Genomic DNA, 26,981 nt, shown 5'->3' with positions numbered 1-26,981 from the left:
TGCGGCTCGGTAGGCTGAATCCGTGACGGACAAACCCCGACCGCGCCCGGCCCGACGCGACCTGAAGCGCCGCTCCCAGCTTGCTGGGGAGGCGGCCGCGGCGAGCACCGAGGTGGAGACTGCGCTGGAGCATCCGGCCGACCCGACGGCCGCCGCCTTCTTCGACGTGGACAACACGGTGATGCAGGGCGCGAGCATCTTCCACTTCGCGCTCGGCCTCTATCGGCGCAAGTTCTTCACCACCCGCGACATTGCCGGGGCGGCGTACAAACAGGCCTACTTCCGCTTCTTCGGGGTGGAGGACCCCGAGCACGTGGCCGAGGCCCGCAACTCCGCGCTGAGCTTCATCGCCGGGCACACCGTCGCCGAACTGGAGGAACTGGGCGAAGAGATCTTCGACGAGGCGATGGCGCACCGGATCTGGCCCGGCACCCGCGCCCTGGCCCAGCTCCACCTGGACGAGGGCCAACGGGTCTGGCTGGTCACCGCCGCGCCGATCGAGATCGCCCGGATCATCGCCCGCCGCCTCGGCCTCACCGGAGCCATGGGCACGGTCGCCGAGCACGTGGACGGCGTCTACACCGGGCAACTGGTCGGCGACATGCTGCACGGTCCGGCCAAGGCCGAGGCGATCAAGGCCCTGGCCGAGCGGGAGGGCCTCGACCTCAGCCGCTGCTCGGCGTACAGCGACTCGGCCAACGACCTGCCGATGCTCAGCCTCGTCGGCGACCCGGTCGCCATCAATCCCGACGCCGCGCTCCGCGCACACGCCCGGGCCAACGGGTGGCGGATCCGCGACTACCGCACCGGGCGCAAGGCCGCCCGCGCCACCCTCCTGGTCGGCGCCGCAGCAGGAGCGGTCTCCGGGGCACTGGCCGCGGGAGCGGCGCTGCGCCGCAGCCGCTCCTGACCCGAAAGGACTATCCCGGCATGGCCCATCTGGGCCAGGGCACCGGCCGCACCGCCCGAGACGGGTTCCCAGAACCGCCGACCTCCCCTATTGTGGGTCGACGGATAGGGGAGATCCGCGGGAGGGAACGCCATCAAGCTGCAACGAGGAGACGCGCCACTGGCTCGAGGGCTCGACGCCCTGCGCCAGGCGATTCGCGATCTCCTCATCGCGGAGCCACACCTGGCCCACGCCTTCCCGCTGCAGCACGCGCCGTCGGCCCACGAGCAGGTCCTGGCCAGCGTGGCCGCCCACAACCGGCCCTCCGCCGACAACGACAAGGGCCCCGACACGTCGTACGGCGACTCCGGGCTGGCCGCCTCCTCGGAGGAGAACGAGGCCGACCGTGAGCGCCTGATCGCCCTGGTCGAGCTCGCCCGTGGGGGCGACAAGGAAGCCTTCGGGATGCTCTTCGACCACTACCACCCGGCGGTCTATCGGTTCCTCTTCTATCGGACCCGCTCGCAGACCCTGGCCGAGGACCTCGCCTCCGAGACCTTCTTCCGGGCCCTGCGCTCGATGAACAGCTTCCGCTGGCAGGGCAAGGACTTCGGCGCCTGGCTGATGACCATTGCCCGCAACCTCACCACCGACCACTTCAAGGCCGGCCGGACCCGCCTCGAGCTGACCACCGAGGACATGGGCGTCCACGACGACGCGACCGAGGGCCCCGAGACCGCGGTGCTCGCGGCGCTCAACAACGAACTCCTGCTCGAGGCCATGCAGCAACTCCCCAAGGAGCAGCAGGAGTGCCTGGTGATGCGGTTCCTGCAGGGGATGAGCATCGCCGAGACGGCCCAGGTGCTGAACCGTTCCGACGGCGCCGTGAAGCAGCTCCAGCTGCGCGGCGTACGGAACCTGGCCAAGCTGTTGCCAGCGGGAATGAGGGACCAGTGAGTCGTGCATCTCACCGCGTAACCTCCCGCTCCGGCCCGTCGTTGATCCGGTTGATGGACCACGAGACGAGCGAGGACGAGCGATGATCTCCTTCATGGCGGCACAGCGTCGCGCCGAGGAGTTCGCTGCCCTGGTGGACGGCGAGACCGGCACGCAGGATGCAGCGCGCCGCAACGCTGACCTGCTCGAGGTCGTCGGCGCCATGCGCTCGGTGGAGGCTCCCACTCCCCGCCCCGAGTTCGTCGCCAGCCTGCGCGAGCAGTTGCTGGTCGAGGCCGAGACCGCTTTGAGCGAGACCGGCCGCAAGCTCGTCATCGAGAAGCGGACACCGCAGCGCCGCGACCGCCGCATCGCCGTCCTGGCCGGTGCCGTGGTCGCCATCGGCGCCACCTCCTCGGTTGCCGTCGCTTCGCAGGGCGCCCTGCCCGGCGACACGCTCTACCCGATCAAGCGGGCCATCGAGGGAGCGCAGACCACGCTCACCATCAACGACGGCGCCAAGGCGAACGCGTTGATGAAGAACGCCGACGGACGCCTGGGCGAGATCGAGAAGATGGCCGGACGCCTGGACTCCAGCAACACTGCTCCGTTCAGCTCCACCCTCAACGACTTCTCCGAGGACGCGTCGCGGGCCGCCGAGTTGAGCTTCGCCAACTTCGCCGAGTCCGGTGACACGGCCCAGCTCGCCGAGTTGCGCGAGTTCGCCACCTCGTCGATGGCGCGCCTCAGCGCCCTTGAGTCGCTGCTGCCTTCCAGTGCGGTCGATGCGCTCAACAACGCCGTGCTGACCCTGGTCGGGATCGACTCGCGGGTCGCCAGCGCCTGCCCCGAGTGCGAGGGCGAACTGCTCGACATCCCGCTGCGCCTGCTCAAGGGGATGAGCGGCTTCCAGACCGCTCCGCAGGCCCTGCCCAGCACCGAGTCCGACGGCCCCAGCGCCGCCCCGACGCAGGAGCCGACCGAGTCCGCCGAGCCTGACCAGCCGATGCAGCCGGTCGGCAATGACGTGATCGACGTGGACGAACTCGAGCGGTTGCTCAACCAGGTCGACCCGGGTACGCCGTCCGACTCGCCCAAGCCGACCAACCGGGAGCGGGCGGAGAAGGCAGCCAAGGACCTCCAGGACGCGCTCACCGCCGGCGGGGAGGCCCTCCTCGGCAAGGACGGCCTGCTCGGCCCGGTGATCACGCCGCTGGCCCCGGTGGTCGAGGGGCTGCTCAGCCCGGTCACCGGCCTGCTCGGCGGCGGCAACAACACCGAGGACCCGTCCGGCGACTGACACGTGTCGTTGTCGTGTCGCCTGCAGTCACCAGGTGACTGTGATCGACACGTCAGCGCCCCCTGAATCGCAGCTCAGCCGTCAGAAGAAGACGGACTGGCGGTTCGTCAGCAGGCGGTAGAGCGTCTGCTGGATGGTCTCGCGGACCTGGTCGGTCACGTTGAAGACCAGCATCGGGTCATCGGCCGAGGACTCGTCGTATTCGTCGGTGCGGATCGGCTCACCGAACTCGAGGATCCACTTGGACGGCAGCGGCACCAGGCCCAGCGGGCCGAGCAGCGGGAAGAACGGCGTGATCGGGATGTAGGGGATGCCGAGAAGGCGGGCCAGCGAGGGCACGTTGCCGACCAGCGGATAGATCTCCTCCGCTCCGACCACGGAGAGCGGGATGATCGGCACACCCGTGCGCATCGCGGCGCTGACGAAGCCACCGCGCCCGAAGCGCTGCAGCTTGTAGCGCTCGGAGAACGGCTTCCCGATCCCCTTGAATCCCTCGGGCCAGACGCCGACCAGTTCACCCTGGCGCAGCATCCGCTCGGCGTCCGCGTTGCATGCCAGCGTGGCGCCGCCCTTGCGGGCCAGCCCGGCCACGATGGGGAGTTGGAAGACCAGGTCGGCGCCGAGCGGGCGCAGGGACCGGCCGGCGTGGTCGTGCAGGGCGACCATGGTCATCAGGCCGTCGACCGGAATGGTGCCGGAGTGGTTGGAGACCACGAGCGCGCCGCCATCGGTGGGGATGTTCTCCAGGCCACGGACCTCCACCCGGAACCACTTCTGCGCGATCGGGCGCAGCACGGCCATGAAGAACCGGCTGGTGATCTCGGCGTCGAAGCCGTATTCGTCGACCGTGTATTCGCCGGTGACGCGCCGACGCAGGAAGGCCAGGAACTCGGCCAGGCGGGGCTCCCAGTCGGCGCCGAAGACCTCGCGGGCCGCCTGGTTGAGGGCAGCCAACCAGTCGCCGATCGGGATGCCGTCCCGGGGCGACGGCTCTGCTGCTGCTTCCGCCGGGGGTCGGGTGTGCTCGATGACGGGCTCGACCGCGTCCGGGTCGGCCTGGGCGGTCTCGATCACCGGCTCATCCGACGGCTTCGGGGCGGGCGACTTCGCCTTGCGCGACGTGCCCGCGAGTTGGCGTGCCGCCGAGGACGGGCGCTGGCTGCCGCTGCCCCGACCGGGGCGTCCACGCGTGCCGATCGGGATGATCTCCGCGTCACCCACGAGCGCCTCCCTTGGTTAACTGGTTGGAGAGCCCGGCCAGGACGGTGTCGGGCGACGCAGGACGGCCCGGGGCAAGGATCCCGGCCGGCAGGGAGGAACTGAAGTCCGCGAACGCCGTCGCCGTGGTGTAGCGCGGCTCGAAGCCCAGTTCGGTGCGCATCCGCACGGTGTCGACACCGCGGCCATAGGTGAGGAAGGCCAGCTGCTCCGGCGAGAAGTCGGCCAGTCCCGCCCGGCGCAGCGCCGAGCCGAGTCCACCGACCGCGAACGGGGGCAGGGCAACCGATGCCCGTCCCATCCGGCGGATCGCCTGGGAGAGCATGATGATGCCGTCGCCGGCCACGTTGAAGGTCCCCGAGGCGTCACCGAGGACAGCATGGCGCAACACCGCGATCAGGTCGTCGACGTGCAGGAACTGCAGGCGAGGATCGAAGCCGAGCACCCTCGGGATCACCGGGAGCTTGAAGTATTGCGTGATCGGGCTGGTCACGTCGGGGCCGATCACGTTGGCCGCGCGCAGCGTGGCGACCCGGACGTCGGGGCGGCGGCGGGCGAAGCCGCGGACATAGCCCTCGACCTCGAACGCGTCGAGTGAATACCCGGAGCGTGGGGTGCGCTTCGGGTTCATCTCCTCGGTGAACATCGCCGGGTCGCGGCTGCTCGCGCCGTACACCGTGGTGGTCGACTTCACCACCAGGTGCTTCAGGCTCTCGGCGCGCTGGCAGGCCGCCATCAGCTGCATGGTGCCGATGACGTTGAGGTCCTTCATCGTCCCGCGACCGCCGACGCCACCGGGGGTGGCGATGACGCTCATGTGGACGACGGTCTCGACGTCCTCCTTGGCGATCACCTTGGCGATCACGGGATTGCGGATGTCGGCGCGGATGAAGTCGACCCCCGCCGTGTTGCCACGGGGCGGGACGACATCCACACCGATGACGCGCTCAACGGCCGGGTCGGACGCGAGATTCCGCGCAAGCCGCATGCCAAGGTCCCGGGAGACCCCGGTGACCAGCACGACCCTGCCCATGGCGTCGAGCTCCCTCGGGCCTTACTTGCCGAGCTTGCGACGCTGGACGCGCGTCTTCTTGAGCAGCTTGCGGTGCTTCTTCTTCGCCATGCGCTTGCGGCGCTTCTTGATGACAGAACCCACTGTTTTCCTTCCAGAGCCAACGGGTCGACCACGACATGGGGCCGCGGCGACCTGCACAGCCTATCGGTCAATGGGTGGACACCTGAAAATCGCGGTCGGATGCTCACGATGCGACCGCACGGCGTACCGCTGGATCAGCCGGCCCCCGCCACGGCTGACGGCCTGCGGGGCTCGCCAATCAGCCGGCGCCCATTACGGCTGACGTCCTGCGGGGCTCGCCTCCGGCACGCCTCGTTCCTCGGCGTACCTCCGGCTCACTCCTCGGATCAGCCGGCGCCCATTACGGCTGACGTCCTGCGGGGCTCGCCTCCGGCACGCCTCGTTCCTCGGCGTACCTCCGGCTCACTCCTCGGATCAGCCGGCGTCGAAGAAGCTCCGCTGCAGATATTCGTTGACGTCCTTCTCGGTGACCCGGAAGGACCGGCCGACCCGGACGGCGGGCAGGTCGCCACCGTGCACCAGGCGATAGACAGTCATCTTGGAGACCCGCATCGTCGTCGCCACTTCGGCGATCGTCAGGAACTTCACTTCGGAAATGTCTCCCGAACCGGCCATGTCACACCACAACTTTCCCCGCGCACGCCACCGGCTTCCCCACCGGTGCTTCACGTGCTCGTTCTCGTGAGAATAGAGCCTGATGTGACCAATGGGGAAGACTGGACAGGAAAAAACTCATGTTGCCCGGCGTGTCGCGTTGCGCGACTCACCAGGCGTCCGCCCACGGATCGATGCCATGCAGCGGGAAGATCGCCTGCCGCACCCCCCGGATGACCCGGTCGAGCGCATTGTCCGGGTTCATCCCCGAGCTCCAGTCGCGATGGGCCGGATTCCTCCCATCCCCCATCCGGTGCGGGGCAACCACGCCGAGCGTCGTGCGCACATGGTCACGCCACTCCGGCGGCGTGGCCAGGGCCGGGTCCAGCGGTTGGCCGGCGACGACGGCGAGCAGGTGCGTCCAGGCGCGCGGCACCACGTCGACCAGTGCATAGCCGCCGCCACCGGTCGCTACCCACCGTCCCCCGGCCAGTTCGTGCGCCAGGTCGTGGAGCGCCAGGGTGGCCGCGCGCTGGCCATCCAGGCTCAACTCGAGGTGGGAGAGTTCGTCGCGCAGGTGCGAGTCGCAGCCGTGCTGCGTGACGAGGACCTGCGGTTGCCAGGCCCGCAGCACCTGCGGCACGACGGCATGGAACGCGCGCAGCCATCCGCCGTCACCGGTCCCAGCGGGCAGGGCGACGTTGACCGCACTGCCGGGCGCCCGCGGCCCGCCCTGGTCCTGGACGAAGCCGGTGCCGGGGAAGAGCCTCTCCCCGGTCTCGTGCAGGGAGATCGTCAGCACCCGGGGGTCGTCCCAGAAGATCCGCTCCACGCCGTCGCCGTGGTGGGCGTCGACGTCGACATAGGCGACCCGCTCGGCACCGTTGTCGAGCAGCCACTGGATGCCCACGGCGATGTCGTTGTAGATGCAGAACCCGCTCGCCCGGTCCGGCATCGCATGGTGCAACCCGCCCATGATGTTCGCGCTGTGCAGGTCCTGGCCGGTCCACACCCGGCGTACCGCCTCCAGGGTCGCGCCGACCGCCATTTGCCCGGCCTCGTGCATCCCGGCGAAGACCGGATTGTCCTCGCTGCCCAGGCCGTGCTCCGGGTCCTGGCCCACCGGGTCGGCACCGAAACGGCGTACCGCGTCGATCAGGCCCTGCCCGTGCACGGTGCGCAACTGCGCGTCGGTCGCCGGGGCGGCACCCACCACGCGCAGCCCCTCCGGCCCGGTGACGCCCAGCCCCTCGGCCAGCCGCATGGTCAGGTCGATCCGCACCGGGGACATCGGGTGCTCGGGCCCGAAGTCGTACGCCGTGAAGCCGGGGTCGAGGACCACCGACGAGTCGGCACACCGGGGCGTTGGCATGCCCCGCAGGGTACGCCGTCGCGCGGCCGGCGCCGCGGATGTGGCACAGTGGTGGCGTGCTCACGACGTACTCGTCCCAGTGGTGGCCCGCCTGACCCGGCGGACCACCCCTCGACGCACACCCACATCGAATCGGCCGCCCACGGGCGGCCGTCGTTGATTTCGCGCGGCACTCCACCTCGGCTCACCGCCGGTCGCCCTGGGCCCACCCCAGGAGGAACCCGTGAACAAGCTGTCCCTGCTCAAGCCCACCGGCGACCCGCACCTGGGCAACCTGCTCGGGGCGCTCGCCCCGATGGCTGCGGGCCAGGACTCTGCCGACTGCTTCTATGGCGTGGCGGACCTGCATGCCCTGACCGTGCACCACGACCCTGCCCGGCTGCGCGACGCGACCCGCCAGCTGGCCCGCCTGATGCTGGCCGTCGGCCTGGACCGGAGCACCCTCTTCGTGCAGAGCCGGGTCCCGGCGCACAGCGAACTCGCCTTCCTGCTCGAGTGCACGGCGTACACCGGGGAGCTGAACCGGATGATCCAGTTCAAGGAGAAGGGCCGTGACCAGCCGACGACGCGCGTCTCGCTCTACACCTATCCGGCGTTGATGGCCGCCGACATCCTGCTCTATCGCACCGCCCAGGTGCCGGTCGGCGCCGACCAGCGCCAGCACGTGGAGCTGACCCGCGACCTGGCGCTGCGCTTCAACCGCACCTATGGCGAGGTGTTCACCGTGCCGGAGATCGTGGTGCCGCCGACGGGTGCGCGGGTGATGGACCTGGCGGACCCCACCACCAAGATGGGCAAGTCGAGCGCCTCGGACGCCGGGGTGATCCGGATCCTCGACACGCCTGATGCCATCCGCGCCACGGTGGCGCGCGCGGTGACCGACTCCGAGGTCGGCCCGGATGCGGTCCGCGCCGATCGCGAGGCCAAGCCGGGGGTGACCAACCTGCTGGAGATCCTCGGGGCGTGCGGCGGATCCGCGGAGGGGATCACCACCTATGGCGCCCTCAAGTCCGCGGTCACCGATGCCGTGGTGGAGACCCTGGCGCCGATCCGGGCCCGGTATGCCGATCTCGACGACGCGTCGGTCTCGATGGTGTTCGAGGAGGGTGCTGCCCGGTGCCGGCAGGTGACGATGCCGGTGCTGGCGGCAGCGCGGACCGCGATGGGGCTCACCTGAGCGGCCCGCGCGCCACAGCGCACCGGGATAATGTGCAGCTGGTGCACGTTTTCCGGTGCACTCTCGCTCGACCGGCCACCCGATAGGTTTTCGGCGTGGACCTGATCCGAGGACGTGTCGCCGACGGCGCCGATCCCGCGCTCGAGATGGCGGCAACCCATGCGCTGCTGCGGGCCGCGAGCAGCGGCGCTGTCGAGAGCGTGCTGCGCATCCATCGCCCCACTCCGATGGTCGCCTTCGGACGGCGCGACGCGAACCGGCCCGGCTTCGGCGAGGCGGTCCGTGCCTGTCGCGAGGCCGGCTTCACCCCCGTGGTGCGCCCGGCCGGTGGGCGGGCGGTGGCCTGCACCAGCCAGGCGCTCGTCGTCGAGCACGTGCAGCACGCGCCGGGCGTCTTTGCCGGCATGGAGGAGCGCTTCACTGACTACGGCGCCCTGCTCGCCGACGCCCTGCGAGGCGTGGGCATCGCGGCGCGCGTCGGCGAGGTGCCCGGGGAATACTGCCCCGGCGCGCACTCGATCAACGTCCGCGGCACCCAGAAGCTGATCGGGACCGCGCAGCGAATGGTCCGCGACGCCTGGCTCTTCAGTTCCGTGCTGATCCTCGACGACACGGCCGTCCTGCAGCCGCTGCTGGCGCAGGTCTATGCCGCCCTGGAAATGCCGTTCGATCCAGCTTCAGTCGGCTCCACTGCCGAGGAGGGTGCCAGCCCGCAGGACGTCGAGGACGCGGTGCTCGCGGCGTACGACGATCGGTTCGGGCTGGTGGAGGTGCCGGCGGACAGTGCGTTGCTGGACGCGGCGCTGGCGCTGGTCGGCGACCACCGGGTGGCGTGATCCCGGGGCGCAACGAGTGAGCGTTCGTGGGTCAGGAACCCTCGGCGAGTGCCTGGGAGCGGTTGCGGGCGGCCTCCATCGCGGAGAGGAAGGCGGCGCGCACCTTGTGCACCTCGAGTTCGCGGATCGCAGCGGCAGTGGTGCCGCCGGGTGAGGTCACCTGCTCGCGGAGCACCGTCGGGTGGGTGCCGGTCTCGCGGAGCATCTTGGCCGAGCCGAAGAGCGTCTGGATGACCAGTTCGGTGGCGGTCGCGCGGGGCAGGCCGAGGTGGACGCCGGCCTCGACCATCGACTCGACCACATAGAAGATGTACGCCGGGCCGGAGCCGGAGATCGCGGTGACCGCGTCCTGCTGCTTCTCCGGGACCCGCACCACCTGTCCGGTGGCAGAGAGCAGGCCCTCGGCCCGGGCGAGGTGCTCGTCGTCGCAGTGCGAGCCTGCCGAGATCGCGAACATCCCCTCGTCGACCAGGGCCGGGGTGTTCGGCATCACCCGCACCACCGCGACGGCGTCCGGGACCCGTGCCTCGATGAAGGCGGTGGTGATGCCGGCGGCCAGCGAAACCACGAGCTGCCCGGCTCGCAGGTGGGGCGAGATCTCCTCCAGCACGGTGGCCATGTCCTGCGGCTTCACCACCAGGGCAACAGTCTCTGCCCCCTGTGCCGCCTCGACGTTGGAGACCACCGTGACGGCGTACGTCTCCTCGAGTTCGCGCACCCGCGCCTCACGCTTCTCGCCGACCAGCAGCGAGTCCGGTGCGGCACCGGCACGGAGCAGGCCGGAGAGCAGGGTCTCCCCCATCACGCCGGCACCGATGATGGCAATCTGCGCCACGGGTTGCACCTACTTCTTCGAGACGAGCGACTTGACGAAGAATGACAGGTTCTGCGGCCGCTCCGCGAGACGTCTCATGAGATAGCCGTACCAGTCCTTGCCATAGGGCACGTAGACCCGGACCGTCTCGCCGGTGGCGGCCAGCCGCTTCTGCTCCTCGGGGCGGACCCCATAGAGCATCTGGAACTCATAGGTGCCCTGCTCGCGCCCGACCTCCGCAGCGATCGTGGAGGCGATGGCGATCAGCCGCGGGTCGTGGGTGGCGATCATCGGATAACCGCCCCCGTGCAGCAGCACCTTCAGGCAACGCACGTAGGAGGTGTCCACGTCGATCTTCTCGGTGAAGGCGACCGACTCGGGCTCCTCGTAGGCGCCCTTGCACAGCCGGACCCGCGAGCCCATGTGCGCCAGGCGGCGGCAGTCGTCCTCGGTGCGCCGCAGCGCTGCCTGCAGCACCGCACCCGTCTCCGGGAAGTCCTGGCGCAGTTCGCCCAGGATGGCCAGGGTGGAGTCGGTGGTGGTGTGGTCCTCCATGTCGAGGGTCACCGTGGTGCCGGCATTGCGGGCCGCGCGACAGATCTCGCGGGCGTTCTCCAGGGCGATCTTCTCCCCGCCGCCGGGCCCGGCCGAGTCCGGCAGCGCCTGGCCGATGGCACTCAGCTTGACCGAGACCTCCACCCTGCGGGCCAGGCCACGGCTGCTCAGTTGCCCGATCACCTCGACGTACGCCGCCACGTTGGCGCTGGCCTGCTCCGCGTCCGCGATGTCCTCACCGAGGTGGTCCAGGGTGACCGCGAGCCCCGCGTCGACCAGCGCGGCGGTGGCGTCGATCGCCTCCCGGGTGGTCTCCCCGGGCACATAACCCGCGACGATGTCGGAGGAGACGGGCAGGGTGCTGACGAGCTTCTTCACCTGCTCGCTGCGGGACAGGGCCAGGAGCGGCTGACGTAGCAAGGACATGGTCACAGGCTACTAAGCACCGTCACCCGCTGCGGGGTCATTCGCCTCACTCGACGGACTGGGCCTCCAGCTCGCCATCCGCGTAGGCCTTGCGCAGCACCTTCTTGTCGAACTTGCCCACCGAGGTCCGCGGGACCTGGTCGACGAAGGCGAACTTCTCCGGCAACTGCCACTTGGCGAAGTCGGCCGCGAGGTGTTCGCGCAGCTCGGCGGGCGTCACCTGGGCGCCTTCCTGCAGCACCACGCTGGCCAGCGGCCGCTCCTGCCACTTCTCGTCCGGGATGCCGACGACGGCGGCTTCCAGCACGGCCGGGTGCGCCATCAGCGCGTTCTCCAGCTCGACCGAGGAGATCCATTCGCCACCGGACTTGATCACGTCCTTGGCCCGGTCGGTGAGGGTGATGTAGCCGAGCTCGTCGATCGTGCCCACGTCGCCGGTGCGCAGCCAGTCGCCGTCGAACTTCGTGGCAGCCTCGGGGTCGTCGGAGTTGTAGTAGCTCGCCGTGATCCAGGGGCCACGGACCTCGAGCTCGCCCACGGAGGTGCCGTCGTTGGGCAGTGTGGCGCCCTGGTCGTCGACGATCCGGGCCCGTACGCCGCCCAGCACCCGCCCCTGGGTGCCGCGGTAGGCCCACTGGTCGTCGCCCTCGACACCGATCGGTGGGAAGCCGGCCGAGGCGACCGGGGAGGTCTCGGTCATTCCCCAGGCCTGGCGAACCACCAGCCCGTGCCGCTCCTGCAACGCCTGCTGCAGCGAGACCGGCACGGCAGAGCCGCCGCAGAGGATGAGGCGCAGCGAGTCCAGCGTGGTGCCGGGGTTCTTGTCCAGGTGCTGGAGCACGTCGTTCCACACGGTCGGCACCGCACCGGAGATGGTCGGTCGGGCTGCCTGGATGAACCGGACCAGCGGCTCGGCGGTGAGCCAGCGGTCCGGCATGCACAGTGATGCACCGCTGAGCAGGCCGGCATAGGCCAGGCCCCAGGCGTTGGCGTGGAACATCGGCACGATCGGCAGGATCCGGTCGGCGAAGTTGAGCGAGGCGACGTTGCCGGTGCAGACCGCCTGCGAGTGCACCCAGGCGGAGCGGTGGCTGTAGACGACGCCCTTGGGATTGCCCGTGGTGCCCGAGGTGTAACACATCGCGGCGGCGTCGCGCTCGTCCACCTCGGGCCAGTCGAAGGTCTCCGGCTGGCCGGCCAAGACGTCCTCATAGAGCAGCACTTCCTTGCCGGAGGCGCGCAGTGCATCGAGGTCGGCGCTGGCCGCGTCGGGCCCGGCGACCAGGACCCGCTCGACAGTCGCCATCTGCGGCAGGTGCGGGGCGAGCAGCCCGACCAGGGAGTCGTCGACGATCACGATCCGGTCCTCGGCGTGGTTCGCGATGTAGACGAGTTGCTCGGGGAAGAGGCGGATGTTCAGCGTGTGCAGCACGGCTCCCATCGAGGGGATTGCCAGGTAGGCCTCGAGGTGCTCGACGTTGTTCCACTGGAAGGTCGCCACCCTCTGGTCACCGTCGATGCCCAGGGAGCGCAGCCCGTTCGCCAGTTGCGCGACCCGCTTGCCCAGCTCGGCGTACGACGTGCGCCGGAAGCCGTCGGGGGTGGCCGTGAGCACCTCGGAGTCCGGGTGGATCGACGTGCCGTGCTGCATCAGGGCGCCGATGGTGAGCTGGTCGTCCTGCATCGTGCTGCGCATGGTTCCTCCTGGCCGGTTCGCGGGCTGTTCACGTGAGCGCCGTCACATTACTCCCGGTCGTTGCGCTGTTCGGCCGGGACGAAGTGGCGCCGCGCGAACTCCAGCGACGCGGCCAGGTCGTCGGTGCGTGCCTGCGTGGAGCCGGAGCGGCGGGTGTTGATCTCCAGGACGATGTGGCCGGCGAAGCCGGTGTCGGCCAGGTGGTGCAGCAGTTCCGCGACCGGCTGGTTGCCGCGCCCGGGGACCAGGTGCTCGTCCTTGGCCGAGCCCATCCCGTCGGTCAGGTGCAGGTGGCGCAGCCGGTCCCTTAGGCGCTTGGCCATCGCGACCGGGTCCGATTGTGCGGTGGCGGCGTGGGAGAGGTCGATGGTGGTGTTGGCATAGGTCTCCTCCGACGGGTCCCAGCCCGGCAGGTAGACCTCCAGCCCGCGCTTCTTGCTGGCCCGCCACGGATACATGTTCTCCACGGCGAAGGCGATCCCGGTCTCCGCCTCGAGATCGGCGATGCCGGCGACGAAGTCGCGTGCGTACTCCTTCTGCCAACGGAACGGCGGATGTACGACGACCACGTCGGCACCGACCTCGTGCGCCATCTCGGCGGAGCGGCGCAACTTCTCCCAGGGGTCCGTTCCCCAGACCCGCTGGGTGATCAGCAGGCACGGCGCATGGATCGCGCAGATCGGAATCTCGTGGTGCACGCTCAACTGCTTCACCGCAGCGACCTGCTGGCTCAGCGCATCGATGCCGACCATCACCTCGACGGCGTCGTACCCCAGCGATGCGGCATAGCCGAAGGCATGTGCGGTCGACTCCGGATAGACCGAAGCCGTGGAGAGGCCGACCAGGGCAGCCACCTCAGCGTTCCCCTTCACCGGCTGGCGGTCCCGGGACGATGCCGTCCAGGATGCTGATCTGGTCGAACCGTTCCAGGATCACGCCCTCGCGCAGCGCCCAGGGGCAGATCTCCAGCGCGGGCAGTTCGAAGATGTCCATCACCGCCTCGGCGACCAGTGCGCCGGGGACGATCTGGTGGGTGCGGCTGGTGGAGACGCCGGGCAGGCAGCCGAGTTCGTCCGGGTCCATCGCCATCAGCTTCGGCAGCCACTGCCCCAGCGCCTCGAGGGTGAGTTGGCGCGGCACCAGCGGTCCGTCGGCCGACGGTGCGGCGCCGCAGATCCGGGCCAGGGAGCGGAAGGTCTTCGACGTCGCCGCTGCACGGTCGGGGGCACCGGCCCGGAGCAGGTTGCCGGCGTCGCGGGCGATGTCGGTGCGGATCGAACGTCGCAACTCACGCACCCGGTCCTCGTCCGGGGCGCCCCCGGCGAACCAGTCCCGCGCCAACCGGGCGGCACCCAGCGGCAGCGACCACGCCACGTCCGGCGCCTCGTTGGGCCCGCCCGCGATCTCGAGCGATCCGCCGCCGATGTCGAAGACCGCCAGCCGTCCGGCCGACCAGCCGAACCATCGGCGTACGGCGAGGAAGGTCAACCGGGCCTCGTCCTCGCCGGGCAGCACCTCGATGTCGACGCCGGTGGCGACGCGGACCTGGTCCAGCACGGCGTCGGTGTTGATCGCGTCGCGGACCGCGGAGGTGGCGAAGGCGAGCGTCTCCTCACACCCCTTGTCCACGGCCTGTCGGATCGCGGTTCGGCAGAACGCGGCCAGGGCATCGATGCCGTCCTGGCCCACCGCGCCGTCGGCGTCGAGGTGCTCGGCCAGCCGGAGCGGCTCCTTGTAGGAGTACGCCGGGGAGGGTGCGGCGCCGCCGTGGGCATCGACGACCAGGAGGTGTCCGGTGTTGGAACCGATGTCGAGGACTCCCAGTCGCATGGGTTCCACGTTAGGCCATGAGCGGGCGCGACGTAGGGTTGTCCGGTGCCCGAAGTCTCCCTCGATTTCCCCCGCGCCTGGGTCGAGTTCCCCGACCCCGCCGACGCGGACCAGGTCTTCCGTTGCGACCTGACCTGGCTGACCTCCAACTACACCTGCATCTTCGGGGGCGGGTGCTCCGGCATCTACCGCGACTCCCCCGACGTCGGCTGCTGCACCTTGGGCGCGCACTTCGCCGACGCCGACGACGAGGAGCGGGTGGCCGGCTTCGTCGCCCAACTCGACGAGGAGACCTGGCAACTGCACCCGGGTCGTGCGACCAAGAAGAAGGACTGGGTCGACGTCGACGAGGACGGCGAGCGGAAGACGCTGGCCGTCGAGGTGGACGGGCAGAGTTCCTGCGTCTTCGCCAACCGGACCGACTTCGCGGCCGGCGCCGGCTGCGCGCTGCACCTGCTGGCTCTGCAGCAGGGACGCAACCCGCTGGAGACCAAGCCGGACGTGTGCTGGCAGCTGCCCATCCGGCGTACCTTCCGCGAGGTGGAGCGGCCCGACGGTACGACGTACACCGAGGTCAGCATCAGCGAGTACGACCGCCGTGGCTGGGGTCCCGGCGGCCACGACCTGGACTGGTATTGCACCGGCAACACCGAGGCGCACGTGGCGATGGTGCCGTTCTACGAGACCAACGCCGCCGAGCTGACCGAGCTGATGGGCAAGGCCGGGTACGACGCGCTGGCGGAGCATTGCGAGGCCCACCTGCGCTCGCGTTCCGCACTCGCCATCCACCCTGCGGACCCCCGCTGACCGCAGGCTGGACTGCTGTCCGCAGCCCGGAACTTCTCGACGTCAAGAGACCCGACCCCCGCTGTCCGGGCCCGAACTTCGTCGGACCACAATGCTTGGCATGCGCCTGGACCATGTCTCGTATGCAGCCGGACCCGACGGCCTCGCCGCCACCGCCCAGCGACTCGGTGAACTGCTCGGGGGTGAGTTCGTCGACGGGGGCATCCACCCGCGCTTCGGCACGCGCAACCGCACCATGGCCCTGGCCGACGACATGTACCTCGAGGTCGTCGAGGTGCTCGACCACCCCGCCTCCGACAAGGCTCCGTTCGGCCAGGCCGTCCGGGCCCGCTCCGCGCTCGGCGGTGGCTGGCTCGGCTGGGTCGTCGAGGTCGACGACCTGGCTGCGGTCGAGGCGCGCCTGGGCCGGATGGCCGTGGACGGCAGCCGCCATGTTCCTGATGGCCGCGAACTGCGCTGGAAGCAGATCGGGGTCAACGGCCTGATCGCCGACCCGCAGTTGCCGTTCTTCGTGCAGTGGCTCTCCGGGCGCGAGGACCACCCCAGCGCCGGCGCCAGCGGCGAGTTCTCCCTGGAGTGCCTGGAGATCGCCGGTGACCCGCACCGGGTCAGCGAGTGGCTCGGCGAGACCGTCGAGGCGCCGCTGGAGGACGTGAAGGTGGAGTGGGTCGCCCCGCACGGCACGCCCGGCATCATCGCCGCCCAGTTCCAGACCCCGAATGGGCTCGTCCGGCTCTGACCCCGGTGCCGGGCGCGACGGTGGTCAGCAGGGGCGCGATCCCCAGCCCCAACATCTGGAAGCACACGGCGACCTATGAGGTCGAGAACCATGCTGTGGACCGCGGGCAACTGATCGAGACCACGATGCGTGGTGTCGCCGACTGGTCGGGGCGGACGCTGCTCGACCTTGGTTGCGGCACCGGCTTCCACCTGCCGCGCTGGGCCGGTCGCGACGGAGACGGCGGTGCCGCCCGGGTGATCGGCGTCGAACCGCACCCCGACCTGGTCCGTCTGGCCACCCGGCGTACCCGGGCGTTGCCGGGGGTCACCGTGTTGCAGGGAGCCGCCCAGGACCTGCCGCTGCCGGATGCCTCGGTGGACGTCGTACAGGCGCGGTGGGCTTATTTCTTCGGCCCCGGCTGCGAGCCCGGCCTGCGCGAACTGGACCGCGTCGTACGCCGTGGCGGGACCGCCTTCGTGATCGACAACGACCCCACCCGCTCCACCTTCGGCGGCTGGTTCCGCGAGGGATATCCGGGCATCGACCCGGACGTGGTGGAGCGGTTCTGGTCGCGCCACGGGTGGCAGCGCCACCGCCTCGACATCGCCTGGGAGTTCGCCAACCGGGAGGACTTCGAGGCCGTCGTGCGGATCGAGTTCAACCCGACCACAGCCGAGCGGATCATCGCCGGCCACCTGGGCACCTCGGTCGACTACGCGGTGAACCTGTGGTTCCGCCACTTCTGAGACTCGCCCAGTCCGTGCTTGTCCCGGTGTCGTAGAGTGATCGGCATGACTCGTTGGTTTGCTTATTTTGCGTTGGCTCTGGAGGGGCCCGCGTCGACGTAGGCACGCACCAACACCTTCAGAGCCACGAGGGCGGAGAGAGATCTCCGTCCTTTCGCCATTTCAGGGCGGGTTCGCCGAAGGGGTCCGCCGAGAGAGGAAGAGCAATGACCACCACCACACCAGCCGGGCAGCGCACCACCGACCTGCGGGTCCGCGCCTTCGACCCGCTGCCCTCACCGGCGGACCTGGTCGCCACCACGCCGCTCACGCCCGAGCGCGCCACCACCGTGGCCCGGGCCCGCGACGAGGTGCGCGCCATCCTGGACGGGTTCGACGACCGGCTGCTCGTCGTGGTCGGGCCCTGCTCGATCCACGACCCTGACGCCGCACTGGAGTACGCAGCACGGCTGGCCGAGGAGGCCAAGCGCCACAACGACCGGCTGCTGGTGGTGATGCGGACCTACTTCGAGAAGCCGCGGACCACGATCGGCTGGAAGGGCCTGATCAACGACCCGCACCTCAACGGCTCCCACGACATCGCCGAGGGGCTGCGGGTGGCGCGCACGTTCCTGGCCGACGTGACCGACCTGGGCCTGCCCACGGCCACCGAGTTCCTCGAGCCGATCAGTCCGCAATACGTCGCCGACCTGGTCAGTTGGGGTGCGATCGGGGCCCGGACCACCGAGAGCCAGATCCACCGGCAGATGGTCTCCGGGCTCTCCATGCCGATCGGCTTCAAGAACGCCACCAACGGCGACCTGCAGGTCGCGCTCGACGCGTGCCGTGCCGCCTCGGCGGCGCAGGCTTTCCTGGGCATCGACTCCGACGGGCGCGCAGCCCTGGTCAGCACCGAAGGCAACCCGGACACCCACCTGGTGCTCCGCGGCGGCTCGGACGGCCCGAACTACTCCCCTGCCCACATCGCCGAGGCCCGGCAGCGGCTCACCTCCGCCGGGGTGAACCCGCGGGTGGTCGTCGACGCCAGCCATGCCAACTCGGGCAAGTCGCACCTGCGCCAGTCGGAGGTCGTGGTCGAGATCGCCGAGCAGATCAGTGCAGCCGACCCGAATTCCCAGATTGCCGGCGTGATGCTGGAGAGCTTCCTGGTGCCAGGCAACCAGCCGCACGACCCGGCGCGCGGCGCCGCGGGCCTGGTCCGCGGCCAGTCGATCACCGACGCCTGCATGGGTTGGGACGCCACCGTCGAAGCGCTGGAGGTGCTCGCCGGGGCGTGAGGCGAAGCGTTCGCTCACCACGGGGCGTCCGCCGACGCCGTTGTCCCAGGGATGTGCTCAGTCTGGCCGACGGTGAAGCCAGTAACCGGGTTCGCGGAGTTGATGCGCATAGGCGAGGATCAGGATCGCCTCTGCCTCAACGACGTACACGATCCGGTAGGGATATCCGCGAACAGCCTTGCAGCGGATCACGGTTCCATCGTCGGAGACGAGGAAAGGTGGAGCGGCGCTGGGCCAGTACGTGATGTCCTGGCGTGCTTGCTGCGCACGATCGATGAGTCGGAGCCCGATCCCCGGTTCCTGTTCCTCATACCAGCGCACGGCTGCGTCGAACTCGGCGGCGGCCTCAGGATGTTCGCGCTGGGCCAAGGTCATGCTGTGAAGGAGGCACGCAACCGGTCGTAGTGCTCATCGGCATCGATCAGGTCGACTGCGCCGTCACGTACCTCACCGAGCCTGCGAGCGGCCTCGGCTCGCCAAGCCATGTCGACCTCGCCCGTGCCGCTTGCATCCTCAAGGCTTCCGAGCAGCGCATTGGCGACGACCGCGCGCTGATCGGCATCAAGCGCGAGCGCGTCCCGGATCAACGTTGCGGTCTCTGGAGCCATGCGTCCAAGTGTACGTCGAACCATCGACAGGAAGCGCGGGCGCGCGAATGAGCGCGCGGATGGTGTTTCTGGACGTCAGCGGCGAGGCCCACATCAGCAAGATCAGAAGTGTGCGGCGATGGTCTCGGATGAGGACCTCATCCAACTGTCGGAGGGCTGCCCTAGTTTGGTCGTCATGAGTTCGAAGAGGCAGCGCACCACGTTCCGGTGCAGCGAATGTGGCTGGGAGACCGCGAAGTGGGTGGGCCGCTGCGGCGAGTGCCAGGCCTGGGGTGCGGTGGTCGAGGTCGGTACGACGCCGAGCCGGGCCACCAAGGCCGGGCCGGTCACCTCGGCCGCGGTCCCGATCGGCCAGGTCTCGGTCGACGAGTCGGCCAGCCGCACCACCGGCGTACCCGAACTGGACCGGGTGCTCGGCGGCGGCCTGGTGCCCGGTGCCGCCATCCTGCTCGCCGGCGAACCCGGAGTCGGCAAGTCCACGCTGCTGCTCGAGGTGGCCGCGCAGACGGCACGGACCAAGCGGCGCACCCTCTACATCACCGGCGAAGAATCCGCCTCCCAGGTGCGGCTGCGGGCCGACCGCACCCACGCGGTGCACGACGAGCTCTACCTCGCCGCCGAGACGGACCTCGGCGCGCTGCTCACCCACATCGAGGAGGTCCGGCCCGAGTTGCTGGTGATCGACTCGGTGCAGACGATCAGCGCCTCCGACGTCGACGGCGTACCGGGCGGGGTCAGCCAGGTCAAGGAGGTCGCCGCCGCACTGATCCGGGTGGCCAAGACCCGCAACATCGCCACCGTCCTGGTCGGCCACGTCACCAAGGACGGCTCGATCGCCGGGCCGCGGGTGCTCGAGCACGTGGTCGACGTGGTGCTCCACTTCGAGGGTGACCGCAACTCGCGGTTCCGGATGCTGCGCGCGATGAAGAACCGGTTCGGTCCCGTGGACGAGGTCGGCTGCTTCGACCTCGGCGCCGACGGCATCACCGCGGTCACCGACCCGACCGGCCTCTTCGTGGAGAACCACCTGCAGCAGGTCCCCGGCACCTGCGTCGCGGTGACCATGGAGGGACGTCGGCCGATGCTGGCCGAGGTGCAGTCCCTGGTCACCATGTCGATGGCGGAGAAGCCGCGCCGGGCCACCTCGGGGCTGGACAACGCGCGGGTGGCGATGGTGCTGGCCGTGCTGCAGCAGCATGCCGCGATCCGCACCCACCAGCGCGATGTCTTCGTCTCCACCGTGGGTGGCGCCCGGCTCAACGAACCGGCCTCCGACCTGGCGGTGGCGATCAGCATCGCCTCCGCGCTCCACTCCCGCCCCACCCCGTCCGGCATGGTCGCGATGGGTGAACTGGGGCTTGCCGGCGAGCTGCGCCGGGTCCGTGACCTGCCGCAGCGCCTGGCCGAAGCAGCCCGCCTGGGCTTCTCCTATGCCATGGTGCCCAGCGACCGGAGTGAGCGTGGTTCGCGCCAGGCGGGGCCGGCCAAGCGGATGGTCGACGGGATGGAGGTGATCGAGGTGCCATCGATCGGGGTGGCGGTCAGCATGCTCGGCTTCACCGGTCCTGCCGATCCCCATCCGCGCCCCCTAGACTGAGCGGCACTGTTCCAGGGAGATCGGGGAGAAGTGGCCAACATCGAACGGTCCGACGACATGCTGCGCCTGCGGGCGACCCTGGCGTCGATCGCACCGGGCACCGCGCTGCGTGACGGGCTGGAGCGCATCCTGCGGGGTCGCACCGGGGCCCTGATCGTGCTGGGCCACGACAAGGTGGTCGATTCGATCTCCACCGGCGGCTTCGTGATGGACGTGCCGTTCACCGCCACCGGCCTGCGCGAACTGGCCAAGATGGACGGGGCGATCATCCTCGACGCCGAGGTGTCGCGGATCCACCGGGCCGCGGTCCACCTGATGCCCGACCACACGATCCCCTCGGAGGAGACCGGCACCCGGCACCGCACCGCGGACCGGGTGGCGCGCCAGACCGGGTTCCCGGTGATCTCGGTCTCCCAGTCGATGCAGATCATCGCGGCCTACGTCGGGGAGACCCGGCACGTGCTCGAGGACTCGGCCCAGATCCTCTCGCGCGCCAACCAGGCACTGGCCACGCTGGAGCGCTACAAGCTCCGCCTCGACGAGGTCTCCAGCACGCTCTCCGCGCTGGAGATCGAGGACCTGGTCACCGTGCGCGACGTGACCGTGGTGGCCCAGCGGCTGGAGATGGTCACCCGGATCGCCCGGGAGATCGAGGATTACGTGCTCGAGCTGGGCACGGATGGTCGCCTGCTCTCCCTGCAGCTGGAGGAGCTGGTCACCGGGGTCGACACCGAGCGTGAGCTGGTGATCCGCGACTACCTGCCGACCGGGCGGCGGGCGAAGAAGCCGGCCGAACTGCTGGAGCGCCTGGAGCAGCTCTCCCCCACCGACCTGGTCGATCCCGCCTCGGTCGCCAAGGCACTGGGCCTGGGAACGGCCGAACACCTCGACGGTGCCGTGGCGCCTCGTGGCTATCGCCTGCTGGCCAAGGTACCCCGGTTGCCGGCGCCCGTGGTGGATCGCCTGGTTGACCACTTCGGCACCCTGCAGAAGTTGCTCTCGGCCGGCATCGATGACCTCCAGGCCGTCGACGGCGTCGGGGAACTCCGCGCCAAGAGCGTGCGTGAAGGACTCTCCCGGCTCGCCGAATCGAGCATCCTCGAGCGCTACGTCTGAGCGAGGAGTGAGGCGGAAGCGGGCCGACGGAGGAGGTCCGATGGAACCGAGCCCCGCAGCCCCAGACGACAAACGCACCGTCTGAGCGAGGAGTGAGGCGGAAGCGGGCCGACGGAGGAGGTCCGATGGAACCGAGCCCCGCAGCCCCAGACGTCAAGGGCACCGTCTGAGCGAGGAGTGAGGCGGAGGCGGGCCTCAGCCAGCCTGGCCAGAAGCCTTCTCGTCCGGCTTCGGCGTCTCGGTCTCGTAGACCTTCTTCGGCTTCGGGGCCAGCAGTTCGAACTGTCGATCCGACGGCTCACCGCCGAGCGCGGCCGCGGTCACGTGGTAGTAGCCGGGCAGTGCCCACTTGGCGGTGCGGCTGCAGTTGTCGTCCGAGCGGCGACCGTTCCAGACGAAGACGATCTCGACCGGCGCCTCGGAGCGGACCACGACGTCCTGGCTGGCGATCTTGGCGCACTCCTGGCTCGACCAGATGGAGTCCTTGCCGGAGGTGATCCGGATGACCATCGACTTGTTGGAGACCTGCCAGGTGCAGGCTGCTGCCTTGCCGGTGATCTCGAACGGGATCTCGATCTTGCCGTCGGCGTACTGGCGCTTCACCGTCGGCTTCACCGTGATGTCGGCGGGACGGCAGGGCCCGGACGGCTGCGCCAGTGGCTTCTCGGTGGGCGAGGCGGAGGGAGCGGCGCTCGACTGCTTTGCCTTCGGGCTCGGGTCGCCAGCGGAGGCGCTGGGGTCGTTCGAGGGAGCAGCCGAGGCGTCCTGGCTCGCCTGGCCGGCAACGATCTCTGCCGTTGCCTTGGGCCCATCGCCGTCGCTGCCACTGGAGAACAGGCGGGCGAAACCGACCACGAGCAGCAGCGCGGTGACCAACACGAGGGCGCGCCGCGTCCAGTAGACGCGGGCAGGGAGCCGACCCTGCGGGCGCACGACAGTGGACATGGCACCACGCTATCGAGACCGCGCCCCCGATCCCGGCAGCAACACACGCCTCACTGGCCACGTCGCCCGGCACCGTGCCTAGGATGCCCGGGTGCCGTCCTCGCCCGATTCCCTGCACCAGCCAATCCTGGCCTGGTACGACGAGCATGCCCGCGACCTGCCGTGGCGACGTACCGAGGCGAGCGCCTGGTCGGTGATGGTCAGCGAGTTCATGCTGCAGCAGACGCCGGTGGCGCGCGTGCTGCCGGTCCACGAGGCGTGGCTGGAGCGGTGGCCCACCCCGGCCGCCCTGGCAGCCGAGGAACCCGGCGAGGCAGTGCGCGCCTGGGGACGACTGGGCTATCCGCGCCGCGCCCTGCGCCTGCACGGTGCGGCCACTGCGATCTGCGAGCGCCACGGCGGCGACGTACCGACCGATCACGCAGCACTGCTGGACCTGCCGGGCGTCGGTGACTACACGGCAGCCGCGATCGCCTCGTTCGCGTTCGGCCAGCGCCATGTCGTCCTCGACACGAACGTACGCCGAGTCTTCGCCCGCGCCGTGGGCGGCGTGGAGTTCCCGGCGAACTCGGTGACCCGGGCCGAGCGTGACCTGGCCACCTCCCTGTTGCCCGACGACGCGGCAACCGCTGCCACATGGGCGGTGGCCGTGATGGAACTCGGTGCCCTGGTCTGCACTGCGAAGGATCCGCGCTGCCCGGCCTGTCCGATCAGCGCGCAGTGCGCCTGGCTCGCTGCCGGGAAGCCGGCATACGACGGCCCTCCGCGCAAGGTGCAGGGCTATGCCGGCACCGACCGGCAGGTCCGTGGCCGGCTGCTCGGTGTGGTCCGCGATGCGGAGCATGCGGTGCCGAAGGCGCACCTCGACCTCGTCTGGGACGAGCCCGTGCAGCGCGAACGTGCGCTGGCCAGCCTGCTCGACGACGGGCTGCTGGTGCGGGTGCCGGCCGGCGACGAGGAGTGGTACGCGCTGCCCTGAGCCGGGCGCAGCGCACGTCGCCAACCGACCGCTGGGGCAGCCAGCTTGCGATGTCGTGTGCAGTCGCCTGGTGCCCGCAGACGACATGCTGGTGAGGTCTGGTGCGCGCGTCCCGGGATGCACGGGACCAGGAGTGCGCAGAGTCCGGAAATGCGCGGAGCCGGCGCGTGCTCACGACGGGTTGTCGCGAACACGCGCCGGCTCGGTGGTGTGGCTCAGCCCTCGGCGCGGGGCAGGTCCTTGGGGCCGTCGCTGTCGTCAAGACCCTCGACGGACTCACCGAGCACCTCGCCACCGACGACATCGGCAGTCTCCAGGGGCAGCGAGTCCGGCAGCGCGCTGACCTTCTGGCCGGTGAAGGTGAAGGTCGCGGACGGACCCTCGCCCTCCACGTCGACCAGCACGATCTGCCCGGGGCCGACCTCGCCATAGAGCATCTTCTCGGCGAGCACGTCCTCGATCTCACGCTGGATGGTGCGACGCAGCGGACGCGCACCGAGCACCGGATCGAACCCGCGCTCGGCGAGCACGGCCTTGGCGGCCGGGGTCAGTTCCAGGGACATGTCGCGGTCCTTCATCCGCAACTCGACGGCGGCGATCATGTTGTCGACCATCGCCACGATCTGCTCCTGGGAGAGCGGCGGGAAGACGATGACCTCGTCGACACGGTTGAGGAACTCGGGGCGGAAGTGCTGCTTGAGCTCCTCCTGGACCTTGCCCTTCATCCGCTCGTAGGTGCCCTGGGAATCGGACGCGTTGCCGAACCCGAGGCTGACGCCCTTGCTGATGTCGCGCGACCCCAGGTTGGTGGTCATGATGATCACCGTGTTCTTGAAGTCCACGACCCGGCCCTGGGAGTCGGTCAGGCGACCTTCCTCCAGGATCTGCAGCAGCGAGTTGAAGATGTCCGGGTGCGCCTTCTCGACCTCGTCGAAGAGGACCACGGAGAACGGCTTGCGGCGGACCTTCTCGGTCAGCTGGCCGCCCTCCTCGTAACCCACGTAGCCGGGGGGCGAACCGAAGAGGCGCGAGGCCGTGTGCTTCTCACCGAACTCGGACATGTCGAGCTGGATCAGTGCGTCCTCATCACCGAAGAGGAACTCGGCCAGTGTCTTGGACAGCCAGGTCTTCCCGACCCCGGACGGGCCGGCGAAGATGAACGAGCCGCCAGGACGCTTCGGGTCCTTCAGGCCGGCACGGGTACGCCGGATGGCGCGGGAGAGTGCCTTGACGGCCTCTTCCTGACCGATGACGCGCTTGTGCAGCTCGTCCTCCATCTTGAGCAGACGGCTGGACTCCTCCTCGCTGAGCTTCACGATCGGGATGCCGGTGGCAACGGCGAGGACCTCGGCAATGAGCTCCTCGTCGACCTCGGCGACCTCGTCCATGTCGCCGGCACGCCACTGCTTCTCGCGCTCGGCCTTCTTGAGGATCAGTTGCTTCTCCTCGTCGCGCAGGGAGGCGGCTGCCTCGAAGTCCTGCCCGTCGATCGCGGCTTCCTTGCGCTGGCGCACCTCGGCGATCTTCTCGTCGTACTCGCGCAGGTCCGGCGGCGCGGTCATCCGGCGGATCCGCAGCCGGGAGCCGGCCTCGTCGATCAGGTCGATCGCCTTGTCCGGCAGGAAGCGGTCGGAGATGTAGCGGTCGGCCAGGGTGGCCGCGGAGACCAGGGCCTCGTCGGTGATGGTGACCCGGTGGTGCGCCTCGTAGCGGTCGCGCAGGCCCTTGAGCATCTCGATGGTGTGTGCGATCGACGGCTCGTTGACCTGGATCGGCTGGAAGCGGCGCTCCAGCGCGGCGTCCTTCTCCAGGTGCTTGCGGTATTCGTCGAGCGTGGTGGCACCGATGGTCTGCAGCTCGCCGCGGGCCAGCATCGGCTTCAGGATCGAGGCGGCGTCGATGGCGCCCTCGGCAGCACCGGCGCCCACCAGGGTGTGGATCTCGTCGATGAAGAGCACGATGTCGCCGCGGGTGCGGATCTCCTTGAGCACCTTCTTCAAGCGCTCCTCGAAGTCACCGCGATAGCGGGAACCGGCCACCAGTGCACCCAGATCGAGGGTGTAGATGTGCTTGTCCTTGAGCGTCTCGGGGACGTTGCCCTTGACGATGTCCTGGGCCAGGCCCTCGACCACGGTGGTCTTGCCGACCCCGGGCTCACCGATCAGCACCGGGTTGTTCTTGGTGCGCCGGGACAGGATCTGCATGACCCGCTCGATCTCCTGCTCGCGACCGATCACCGGGTCCAGCTTGCCCTCGCGGGCGGCCTGGGTCAGGTTGCGGCCGAACTGGTCGAGGACCAGCGAGGAGGACGGGGTCTCCGAGCCACCACCGGACGGGGCTCCAGCGGTGGAGCTCTCCTTGCCCTGGAAGCCGGAGAGCAGCTGGATGACCTGCTGGCGGACCCGGTTGAGGTCGGCGCCGAGCTTCTGCAGCACCTGGGCAGCGACGCCCTCGCCCTCACGGATCAGGCCGAGCAGGATGTGCTCGGTGCCGATGTAGGAGTGGCCCAGCTGCAGCGCCTCGCGCAGGGAGAGCTCGAGCACCTTCTTGGCGCGGGGGGTGAACGGAATGTGGCCACTGGGCGCCTGCTGGCCCTGGCCGATGATCTCCTCGACCTGCTCGCGCACGGCCTCCAGGGAGATGTCCAGTGACTCGAGCGCCTTTGCCGCGACGCCCTCGCCCTCGTGGATCAGGCCGAGCAGGATGTGCTCGGTCCCGATGTAGTTGTGGGAGAGCATGCGTGCCTCTTCCTGGGCAAGCACGACCACCCGGCGGGCTCGGTCTGTGAACCGCTCGAACATGTGCAGGACTCCTCAAACTTCAGGTACCGGTGTCCCGTGGACGCCCTCGGGTTGGGGGCGCGGACACCAGTTCCAACGTCTGCCTCCACCCTACGTGTTCCCGCCGCGAGGCGTATCCGCTCTCAGCGAACACCACAATCACCGAGTCGTCACAAACTTGCGGGCTGACCGGGCGTGGAATGCAAGTTTGCGCCGACTCGAGGAGCAGGAGTCCTCGAGTCGGCGCAAACTTGTGACGACTCGGCGTCAGTGGGCCTTGGCGTACGCCTCGCGCACCTCGGCCGGGATCCGGCCGCGCTCGGGCACCTCGATCCCGCTCTCCCGGGCCCAGGAGCGGATCTGGGCTGCGGACGGGCCACCGGCGCTCGCGCCGCTGGAACCGCCGCTGCGGCGACGGCCCGAGACCCGACGCCCGTGCGCGACATAGAGGGCCAGCGCCTCGCGCAGTTCGGCCGCGTGCGCGTCATTGAGGTCGATCTCGTAATTCACACCGTCAAGGCCGAAGGTGACGGTTTCACTTGCCTCGGACTCATCAATGTCGTCGATCAAGATTATGTTGACCCTCTGCGCCACGAGATACACCTTTTCGGTTGCCGGAATTCACTGTCCGGAGCAAACCCTATCGGAAAGCCAAAGCCGGGCGTC

At 69.6% G+C, this 26,981-nt stretch carries 27 protein-coding genes; 12 read left to right on the top strand and 15 right to left on the bottom strand.

The window, feature by feature from the left end:
• The first annotated feature begins 22 nt into the window (after positions 1-22).
• From Q9R27_RS01645 to Q9R27_RS01635, 3 genes are all read left to right on the top strand, one after another.
• Complete coding sequence (locus Q9R27_RS01645; protein ID WP_311250579.1) at positions 23-910, top strand: HAD-IB family hydrolase; 888 nt, start codon at positions 23-25, stop codon at positions 908-910.
• Positions 911-1,192: 282 nt separating this feature from the next.
• Entirely contained in the window at positions 1,193-1,846 is a 654-nt protein-coding gene (locus Q9R27_RS01640) for a sigma-70 family RNA polymerase sigma factor (protein WP_311250578.1), read from the top strand.
• Positions 1,847-1,940: 94 nt separating this feature from the next.
• Positions 1,941-3,125, top strand: coding sequence for a DUF5667 domain-containing protein (locus tag Q9R27_RS01635; RefSeq protein WP_311250577.1), 1,185 nt, complete (start codon positions 1,941-1,943; stop codon positions 3,123-3,125).
• 81 nt (positions 3,126-3,206) lie between these two features.
• Here the strand turns inward: Q9R27_RS01635 and Q9R27_RS01630 are convergent, their stop codons facing one another.
• The 5 genes from Q9R27_RS01630 to Q9R27_RS01610 form a co-directional block, all read right to left on the bottom strand.
• The gene (locus tag Q9R27_RS01630; RefSeq protein ID WP_311250576.1) at positions 3,207-4,346 is read right to left on the bottom strand and encodes a lysophospholipid acyltransferase family protein; all 1,140 of its coding nucleotides are present in this window, start codon (positions 4,344-4,346) and stop codon (positions 3,207-3,209) included.
• The gene (locus tag Q9R27_RS01625; protein WP_311250575.1) at positions 4,339-5,376 is read right to left on the bottom strand and encodes an NAD-dependent epimerase/dehydratase family protein; all 1,038 of its coding nucleotides are present in this window, start codon (positions 5,374-5,376) and stop codon (positions 4,339-4,341) included. The genes Q9R27_RS01630 and Q9R27_RS01625 overlap by 8 nt, the downstream gene beginning before the upstream one ends.
• A gap of 21 nt (positions 5,377-5,397) precedes the next feature.
• Positions 5,398-5,499 carry a 30S ribosomal protein bS22 gene (locus Q9R27_RS01620; protein WP_008356322.1) on the bottom strand — a complete coding sequence of 34 codons (102 nt, stop codon included), beginning with the start codon at positions 5,497-5,499 and terminating at the stop codon, positions 5,398-5,400.
• A 354-nt stretch (positions 5,500-5,853) separates the two neighbouring features.
• The gene (locus Q9R27_RS01615) at positions 5,854-6,054 is read right to left on the bottom strand and encodes a helix-turn-helix domain-containing protein (RefSeq protein WP_311250574.1); all 201 of its coding nucleotides are present in this window, start codon (positions 6,052-6,054) and stop codon (positions 5,854-5,856) included.
• Between the two features lie 148 nt (positions 6,055-6,202).
• Positions 6,203-7,405, bottom strand: a complete 1,203-nt coding sequence (locus Q9R27_RS01610; RefSeq protein WP_311250573.1) for an acetoin utilization protein AcuC — start codon at positions 7,403-7,405, stop codon at positions 6,203-6,205.
• Positions 7,406-7,628: 223 nt separating this feature from the next.
• Between Q9R27_RS01610 and trpS the strand changes: the two genes are divergently transcribed.
• Positions 7,629-8,582: a tryptophan--tRNA ligase gene (trpS, locus tag Q9R27_RS01605; RefSeq protein WP_311250572.1), complete on the top strand. Its 954-nt coding sequence runs from the start codon at positions 7,629-7,631 to the stop codon at positions 8,580-8,582.
• A 95-nt stretch (positions 8,583-8,677) separates the two neighbouring features.
• Entirely contained in the window at positions 8,678-9,418 is a 741-nt protein-coding gene (locus tag Q9R27_RS01600) for a lipoyl protein ligase domain-containing protein (RefSeq protein ID WP_311250571.1), read from the top strand.
• A 31-nt stretch (positions 9,419-9,449) separates the two neighbouring features.
• Here the strand turns inward: Q9R27_RS01600 and proC are convergent, their stop codons facing one another.
• The 5 genes from proC to Q9R27_RS01575 are packed head-to-tail and all read right to left on the bottom strand — an operon-like array spanning position 9,450 to position 14,739.
• Positions 9,450-10,253 (bottom strand): pyrroline-5-carboxylate reductase, encoded by an 804-nt coding sequence (proC, locus tag Q9R27_RS01595; protein ID WP_311250570.1) that lies wholly within the window; start codon positions 10,251-10,253, stop codon positions 9,450-9,452.
• A gap of 9 nt (positions 10,254-10,262) precedes the next feature.
• Entirely contained in the window at positions 10,263-11,207 is a 945-nt protein-coding gene (locus Q9R27_RS01590) for a proline dehydrogenase family protein (RefSeq protein WP_311250847.1), read from the bottom strand.
• 52 nt (positions 11,208-11,259) lie between these two features.
• Positions 11,260-12,909 carry a fatty acid--CoA ligase gene (locus Q9R27_RS01585; protein WP_311250569.1) on the bottom strand — a complete coding sequence of 550 codons (1,650 nt, stop codon included), beginning with the start codon at positions 12,907-12,909 and terminating at the stop codon, positions 11,260-11,262.
• 47 nt (positions 12,910-12,956) lie between these two features.
• Positions 12,957-13,763, bottom strand: a complete 807-nt coding sequence (locus Q9R27_RS01580) for a sugar phosphate isomerase/epimerase (protein ID WP_311250568.1) — start codon at positions 13,761-13,763, stop codon at positions 12,957-12,959.
• 1 nt (position 13,764) lies between these two features.
• On the bottom strand, positions 13,765-14,739 hold the full coding sequence (locus Q9R27_RS01575) for a Ppx/GppA phosphatase family protein (protein WP_311250567.1): 975 nt from the start codon (positions 14,737-14,739) through the stop codon (positions 13,765-13,767).
• A gap of 45 nt (positions 14,740-14,784) precedes the next feature.
• On the opposite strand from Q9R27_RS01575, the gene Q9R27_RS01570 reads away from it, so the two are divergent.
• From Q9R27_RS01570 to Q9R27_RS01555, 4 genes are all read left to right on the top strand, one after another.
• Positions 14,785-15,546 (top strand): hypothetical protein, encoded by a 762-nt coding sequence (locus Q9R27_RS01570; protein WP_311250566.1) that lies wholly within the window; start codon positions 14,785-14,787, stop codon positions 15,544-15,546.
• 100 nt (positions 15,547-15,646) lie between these two features.
• Positions 15,647-16,285: a VOC family protein gene (locus tag Q9R27_RS01565; RefSeq protein WP_311250565.1), complete on the top strand. Its 639-nt coding sequence runs from the start codon at positions 15,647-15,649 to the stop codon at positions 16,283-16,285.
• Positions 16,286-16,305: 20 nt separating this feature from the next.
• On the top strand, positions 16,306-17,013 hold the full coding sequence (locus Q9R27_RS01560) for a class I SAM-dependent methyltransferase (RefSeq protein ID WP_311250564.1): 708 nt from the start codon (positions 16,306-16,308) through the stop codon (positions 17,011-17,013).
• Positions 17,014-17,219: 206 nt separating this feature from the next.
• Positions 17,220-18,290 carry a 3-deoxy-7-phosphoheptulonate synthase gene (locus tag Q9R27_RS01555; protein ID WP_311250563.1) on the top strand — a complete coding sequence of 357 codons (1,071 nt, stop codon included), beginning with the start codon at positions 17,220-17,222 and terminating at the stop codon, positions 18,288-18,290.
• 57 nt (positions 18,291-18,347) lie between these two features.
• Here Q9R27_RS01555 and Q9R27_RS01550 read toward each other — a convergent pair whose 3' ends face one another.
• The gene (locus Q9R27_RS01550) at positions 18,348-18,665 is read right to left on the bottom strand and encodes a type II toxin-antitoxin system RelE/ParE family toxin (protein ID WP_311250562.1); all 318 of its coding nucleotides are present in this window, start codon (positions 18,663-18,665) and stop codon (positions 18,348-18,350) included.
• Positions 18,662-18,898: an addiction module protein gene (locus Q9R27_RS01545; protein ID WP_311250561.1), complete on the bottom strand. Its 237-nt coding sequence runs from the start codon at positions 18,896-18,898 to the stop codon at positions 18,662-18,664. Before Q9R27_RS01545 ends, Q9R27_RS01550 begins: the two co-directional genes overlap by 4 nt.
• A gap of 175 nt (positions 18,899-19,073) precedes the next feature.
• Between Q9R27_RS01545 and radA the strand changes: the two genes are divergently transcribed.
• On the top strand, positions 19,074-20,495 hold the full coding sequence (gene radA / locus Q9R27_RS01540; protein WP_311250560.1) for a DNA repair protein RadA: 1,422 nt from the start codon (positions 19,074-19,076) through the stop codon (positions 20,493-20,495).
• A 57-nt stretch (positions 20,496-20,552) separates the two neighbouring features.
• A complete protein-coding gene (disA, locus tag Q9R27_RS01535) occupies positions 20,553-21,611 on the top strand; it encodes a DNA integrity scanning diadenylate cyclase DisA (protein ID WP_311250846.1) in 1,059 nt (352 codons plus the stop codon).
• A 195-nt stretch (positions 21,612-21,806) separates the two neighbouring features.
• Here disA and Q9R27_RS01530 read toward each other — a convergent pair whose 3' ends face one another.
• Positions 21,807-22,556 carry a hypothetical protein gene (locus Q9R27_RS01530; protein ID WP_311250559.1) on the bottom strand — a complete coding sequence of 250 codons (750 nt, stop codon included), beginning with the start codon at positions 22,554-22,556 and terminating at the stop codon, positions 21,807-21,809.
• 91 nt (positions 22,557-22,647) lie between these two features.
• Between Q9R27_RS01530 and Q9R27_RS01525 the strand changes: the two genes are divergently transcribed.
• Positions 22,648-23,535, top strand: coding sequence for an A/G-specific adenine glycosylase (locus Q9R27_RS01525; RefSeq protein ID WP_311250558.1), 888 nt, complete (start codon positions 22,648-22,650; stop codon positions 23,533-23,535).
• A gap of 215 nt (positions 23,536-23,750) precedes the next feature.
• On the opposite strand, the gene Q9R27_RS01520 is transcribed toward Q9R27_RS01525, so the two are convergent.
• Positions 23,751-26,336 carry an ATP-dependent Clp protease ATP-binding subunit gene (locus Q9R27_RS01520; protein ID WP_311250557.1) on the bottom strand — a complete coding sequence of 862 codons (2,586 nt, stop codon included), beginning with the start codon at positions 26,334-26,336 and terminating at the stop codon, positions 23,751-23,753.
• Between the two features lie 246 nt (positions 26,337-26,582).
• A complete protein-coding gene (locus Q9R27_RS01515; protein WP_311250556.1) occupies positions 26,583-26,909 on the bottom strand; it encodes an Lsr2 family protein in 327 nt (108 codons plus the stop codon).
• Between the last annotated feature and the right edge of the window lie 72 nt (positions 26,910-26,981).

This window comes from Nocardioides sp. AE5 (assembly GCF_031844485.1).
Classification (GTDB): domain Bacteria; phylum Actinomycetota; class Actinomycetes; order Propionibacteriales; family Nocardioidaceae; genus Nocardioides.
Note: the sequence above shows the minus strand (reverse complement) of the source record. Positions and strands in the feature narration are given on the sequence as shown.

Excerpts from the sequence above, each read along its gene's own strand:
- Q9R27_RS01635 (WP_311250577.1), top strand. The coding sequence starts at position 1,941 with ATGGCGGCACAGCGTCGCGCCGAGGAGTTCGCTGCCCTGGTGGACGGC.
- Q9R27_RS01625 (WP_311250575.1), bottom strand. The coding sequence starts at position 5,376 with ATGGGCAGGGTCGTGCTGGTCACCGGGGTCTCCCGGGACCTTGGCATG.
- Q9R27_RS01615 (WP_311250574.1), bottom strand. The coding sequence starts at position 6,054 with ATGGCCGGTTCGGGAGACATTTCCGAAGTGAAGTTCCTGACGATCGCC.
- Q9R27_RS01610 (WP_311250573.1), bottom strand. The coding sequence starts at position 7,405 with ATGCCAACGCCCCGGTGTGCCGACTCGTCGGTGGTCCTCGACCCCGGC.
- Q9R27_RS01585 (WP_311250569.1), bottom strand. The coding sequence starts at position 12,909 with ATGCGCAGCACGATGCAGGACGACCAGCTCACCATCGGCGCCCTGATG.
- Q9R27_RS01575 (WP_311250567.1), bottom strand. The coding sequence starts at position 14,739 with ATGCGACTGGGAGTCCTCGACATCGGTTCCAACACCGGACACCTCCTG.
- Q9R27_RS01565 (WP_311250565.1), top strand. The coding sequence starts at position 15,647 with ATGCGCCTGGACCATGTCTCGTATGCAGCCGGACCCGACGGCCTCGCC.
- Q9R27_RS01555 (WP_311250563.1), top strand. The coding sequence starts at position 17,220 with ATGACCACCACCACACCAGCCGGGCAGCGCACCACCGACCTGCGGGTC.
- Q9R27_RS01550 (WP_311250562.1), bottom strand. The coding sequence starts at position 18,665 with ATGACCTTGGCCCAGCGCGAACATCCTGAGGCCGCCGCCGAGTTCGAC.
- Q9R27_RS01545 (WP_311250561.1), bottom strand. The coding sequence starts at position 18,898 with ATGGCTCCAGAGACCGCAACGTTGATCCGGGACGCGCTCGCGCTTGAT.
- radA (WP_311250560.1), top strand. The coding sequence starts at position 19,074 with ATGAGTTCGAAGAGGCAGCGCACCACGTTCCGGTGCAGCGAATGTGGC.
- disA (WP_311250846.1), top strand. The coding sequence starts at position 20,553 with ATGCTGCGCCTGCGGGCGACCCTGGCGTCGATCGCACCGGGCACCGCG.
- Q9R27_RS01530 (WP_311250559.1), bottom strand. The coding sequence starts at position 22,556 with ATGTCCACTGTCGTGCGCCCGCAGGGTCGGCTCCCTGCCCGCGTCTAC.
- Q9R27_RS01520 (WP_311250557.1), bottom strand. The coding sequence starts at position 26,336 with ATGTTCGAGCGGTTCACAGACCGAGCCCGCCGGGTGGTCGTGCTTGCC.